This window comes from Pseudidiomarina aquimaris, assembly GCF_003987395.1.
Classification (GTDB): Bacteria; Pseudomonadota; Gammaproteobacteria; order Enterobacterales; family Alteromonadaceae; genus Pseudidiomarina; species Pseudidiomarina aquimaris.
Map to the genome: position 1 here is coordinate 1 of NZ_PIPT01000016.1, position 4,902 is coordinate 4,902.

3 rRNA genes are annotated in these 4,902 nt (G+C 52.4%); all 3 read right to left on the reverse strand.

Annotation, left to right across the window (positions count from 1 at the left end):
* Window positions 1-2: 2 nt before the first annotated feature.
* The 3 genes from rrf to CWE21_RS13285 all read right to left on the reverse strand — a co-directional run bounded on the left by rrf (window position 3) and on the right by CWE21_RS13285 (window position 4,887).
* Window positions 3-117 (reverse strand): 5S ribosomal RNA (gene rrf, locus CWE21_RS13275).
* Between the two features lie 163 nt (window positions 118-280).
* A 23S ribosomal RNA gene (locus CWE21_RS13280) occupies window positions 281-3,161 on the reverse strand.
* A 183-nt stretch (window positions 3,162-3,344) separates the two neighbouring features.
* Window positions 3,345-4,887 (reverse strand): 16S ribosomal RNA (locus CWE21_RS13285).
* The 16S, 23S and 5S rRNA genes sit together here, the layout of an rRNA operon.
* Window positions 4,888-4,902: the final 15 nt, after the last annotated feature.

The window sequence follows — 4,902 nt, forward strand, 5'->3', positions numbered from 1 at the left end:
AAGCCTGGCGGTGTCCTACTCTCACATGGGGAAGCCCCACACTACCATCGGCGCTGAAGCGTTTCACGTCTGAGTTCGGAATGGATCAGGTGGTTCCACTTCGCTATGGCCGCCAGGCATAAACTTGTCAAAAATAAGGAGCTGATTGTAACAAGCATGGGGCCACCCTGCTTGCTTCCCCGTAGTAGAACTACGGGCTACATTTGGTAAAGGTTCGAACTTGTCCCCGTAGTAGAACTACGGGCTACCTCTTCACAACCCTAAACACCTTCGGTGTTGTATGGTTAAGCCTCACGGGCAATTAGTACGGGTTAGCTCAACGCATTACTACGCTTCCACACCCCGCCTATCAACGTCGTCGTCTTCAACAACCCTTCAGAGCACTTACGTGCTAGTGAGAGCTTATCTTGAGGCTCGCTTCCCGCTTAGATGCTTTCAGCGGTTATCGATTCCGAACATAGCTACCGGGCAGTGCCACTGGCGTGACAACCCGAACACCAGAGGTTCGTTCACTCCGGTCCTCTCGTACTAGGAGCAACCCCTCTCAACTCTCAAACGCCCACGGCAGATAGGGACCGAACTGTCTCACGACGTTCTAAACCCAGCTCGCGTACCACTTTAAATGGCGAACAGCCATACCCTTGGGACCGACTACAGCCCCAGGATGTGATGAGCCGACATCGAGGTGCCAAACACCGCCGTCGATATGAACTCTTGGGCGGTATCAGCCTGTTATCCCCGGAGTACCTTTTATCCGTTGAGCGATGGCCCTTCCATTCAGAACCACCGGATCACTATGACCTGCTTTCGCACCTGCTCGACGTGTCTGTCTCGCAGTTAAGCTGGCTTGTGCCATTACACTAACCGTACGATGTCCGACCGTACTTAGCCAACCTTCGTGCTCCTCCGTTACGCTTTGGGAGGAGACCGCCCCAGTCAAACTACCCACCAGGCACTGTCCGCAACCCCGATAAGGGGCCAACGTTAGAACATCAAACATACAAGGGTGGTATTTCAAGGATGGCTCCACGTCAACTAGCGCCAATGCTTCAAAGCCTCCCACCTATCCTACACATGGAGGTTCAATGTTCAGTGCCAAGCTGTAGTAAAGGTTCACGGGGTCTTTCCGTCTAGCCGCGGGTACACCGCATCTTCACGGCGATTTCAATTTCACTGAGTCTCGGGTGGAGACAGCGTGGCCATGGTTACACCATTCGTGCAGGTCGGAACTTACCCGACAAGGAATTTCGCTACCTTAGGACCGTTATAGTTACGGCCGCCGTTTACCGGGGCTTCGATCAAGAGCTTCGCTTACGCTAACCCCATCAATTAACCTTCCGGCACCGGGCAGGTGTCACACCGTATACGTCCACTTTCGTGTTAGCACAGTGCTGTGTTTTTAATAAACAGTCCCAGCCACCTGGTCACTGCGGCCAGCTCCAGCTCCCCCCGCAAGGGGTTCACTAGCTCTGGCGTACCTTCTCCCGAAGTTACGGTACTATTTTGCCTAGTTCCTTCACCCGAGTTCTCTCAAGCGCCTTAGTATTCTCTACCTGACCACCTGTGTCGGTTTCGGGTACGGTCAACATGTACCTGAAGCTTAGAGGCTTTTCCTGGAAGCAGGGCATCAACAACTTCCGCTCCGTAGAGCGTCGTCTCGTATCTCAGTCTTAGCAGCCCGGATTTACCTAAGCCGCCAACCTACATACTTTCACCGGGATAACCAACACCCGGCTTGCCTAGCCTTCTCCGTCCCCCCATCGCAGTACATGTCGGTTCAGGAATATTAACCTGATTCCCATCGACTACGCCTCTCGGCCTCGCCTTAGGGGCCGACTTACCCTACCCTGATTAGCATGGGATAGGAAACCTTGGTCTTCCGGCGTGCGGGTTTTTCACCCGCATTATCGTTACTCATGTCAGCATTCGCACTTCTGATACCTCCAGCATGCTTCTCAACACACCTTCAACGGCTTACAGAACGCTCCCCTACCCAGCAAACAAGTTTGCTGCCGCAGCTTCGGTGCATGGCTTAGCCCCGTTACATCTTCCGCGCAGGCCGACTCGACTAGTGAGCTATTACGCTTTCTTTAAAGGATGGCTGCTTCTAAGCCAACCTCCTAGCTGTCTGAGCCTTCCCACATCGTTTCCCACTTAGCCATGACTTGGGGACCTTAGCTGGCGGTCTGGGTTGTTTCCCTCTCCACGACGGACGTTAGCACCCGCCGTGTGTCTCCCGGATAGTACTCACTGGTATTCGGAGTTTGCATGGGGTTGGTAAGTCGGGATGACCCCCTAGCCCAAACAGTGCTCTACCCCCAGTGGTATTCGTCCGAGGCGCTACCTAAATAGCTTTCGGGGAGAACCAGCTATCTCCGGGCTTGATTAGCCTTTCACTCCGAGCCACAGGTCATCTCCTAATTTTTCAACATTAGTGAGTTCGGTCCTCCAATTGATGTTACTCAATCTTCAACCTGCCCATGGCTAGATCGCCCGGTTTCGGGTCTATACCTTGCAACTAAGCGCCCAGTTAAGACTCGGTTTCCCTACGGCTCCCCTATACGGTTAACCTTGCTACAAAATATAAGTCGCTGACCCATTATACAAAAGGTACGCAGTCACACCCGAAGGTGCTCCTACTGCTTGTACGTAGACGGTTTCAGGTTCTATTTCACTCCCCTCGCCGGGGTTCTTTTCGCCTTTCCCTCACGGTACTGGTTCACTATCGGTCAGTTGGGAGTATTTAGCCTTGGAGGATGGTCCCCCCATATTCAGTCAAGATAACACGTGTCCCGACCTACTCGTTTTCACAATTACGTTGGCGTCGTGTACGGGACTATCACCCTGTATCGTCGTGCTTTCCAACACGTTCCACTACCACCGTGATTGCTTAAGGGCTACTTCCCGTTCGCTCGCCGCTACTAGGGAAATCTCGGTTGATTTCTTTTCCTCCGGGTACTTAGATGTTTCAGTTCTCCGGGTTCGCCTCCTTAAGCTATGTATTCACTTAAGGATACTCTGCAAGCAGAGTGGGTTGCCCCATTCGGAAATCCATGACTCAAGCGGCTCTTACTGCCTCATCATGGCTTATCGCAAGTTAGTACGTCCTTCATCGCCTCCAACTGCCTAGGCATCCACCGTCTACGCTTCGTCACTTAACCATACAACCCGAAAATGTTTAGTCTTCAATCGTATGGGCTGTTCTCGATGCTGTACACAAGTTCGATACGCCTCTACCAAAATGGTGGATTCAAGTAGAGTGGCATTTCATTACTTTATTACAATCAGCTTGTCCTTATTTTTAAAGAGCGTGTAACGCAAAGTTACCGGTAAACGCTTTTTCATAAGGAGGTGATCCAGCCGCAGGTTCCCCTACGGCTACCTTGTTACGACTTCACCCCAGTCATGAACCACACCGTGGTGAACGTTCTCCCGAAGGTTAAACTATCCACTTCTGGTGCAGCCCACTCCCATGGTGTGACGGGCGGTGTGTACAAGGCCCGGGAACGTATTCACCGTGGCATTCTGATCCACGATTACTAGCGATTCCGACTTCATGGAGTCGAGTTGCAGACTCCAATCCGGACTACGACGCGCTTTTTGAGATCCGCTTACACTCGCGTGCTTGCTTCCCATTGTACGCGCCATTGTAGCACGTGTGTAGCCCATCCCGTAAGGGCCATGATGACTTGACGTCGTCCCCACCTTCCTCCGGTTTATCACCGGCAGTCTCCACAGAGTTCCCGGCCGAACCGCTGGCAACTGAGGATAAGGGTTGCGCTCGTTGCGGGACTTAACCCAACATCTCACAACACGAGCTGACGACAGCCATGCAGCACCTGTCTCAGAGTTCCCGAAGGCACTAATCTATCTCTAGAAAATTCTCTGGATGTCAAGGGATGGTAAGGTTCTTCGCGTTGCATCGAATTAAACCACATGCTCCACCGCTTGTGCGGGCCCCCGTCAATTCATTTGAGTTTTAACCTTGCGGCCGTACTCCCCAGGCGGTCAACTTAGTGCGTTAGCTGCGTTACTCACCTTGTTTATAAGACGAACAACTAGTTGACATCGTTTACGGCGTGGACTACCAGGGTATCTAATCCTGTTTGCTCCCCACGCTTTCGTACCTCAGCGTCAGTTTCTGACCAGGTGGCCGCCTTCGCCACCGGTATTCCTTCCTATATCTACGCATTTCACCGCTACACAGGAAATTCTACCACCCTCTTCAGAACTCGAGCCTGCCAGTTCAAAATGCCATTCCCAGGTTGAGCCCGGGGCTTTCACATCTTGCTTAACAAGCCGCCTACGTACGCTTTACGCCCAGTAATTCCGATTAACGCTTGCACCCTCCGTATTACCGCGGCTGCTGGCACGGAGTTAGCCGGTGCTTCTTCTGTGGTTAACGTCAATCCGCAAGAGTATTAATCTTACGGCCTTCCTCACCACTGAAAGTGCTTTACAACCCGAAGGCCTTCTTCACACACGCGGCATGGCTGCATCAGGGTTTCCCCCATTGTGCAATATTCCCCACTGCTGCCTCCCGTAGGAGTCTGGGCCGTGTCTCAGTCCCAGTGTGGCTGATCATCCTCTCAGAACAGCTAGAGATCGTCGCCTTGGTGAGCCTTTACCCCACCAACTAGCTAATCTCGCTTGGGCCCATCTTTAGGTGTAAGGTCCGAAGATCCCCTACTTTGGTCCGTAGACATTATGCGGTATTAGCCACAGTTTCCCGTGGTTGTCCCCCTCCTAAAGGCAAGTTCCCAAGTATTACTCACCCGTCCGCCGCTCGTCAGCAAAGAAGCAAGCTTCTCTCTGTTACCGCTCGACTTGCATGTGTTAGGCCTGCCGCCAGCGTTCAATCTGAGCCATGATCAAACTCTTCAGTTTAAAAGTTTAATCGAC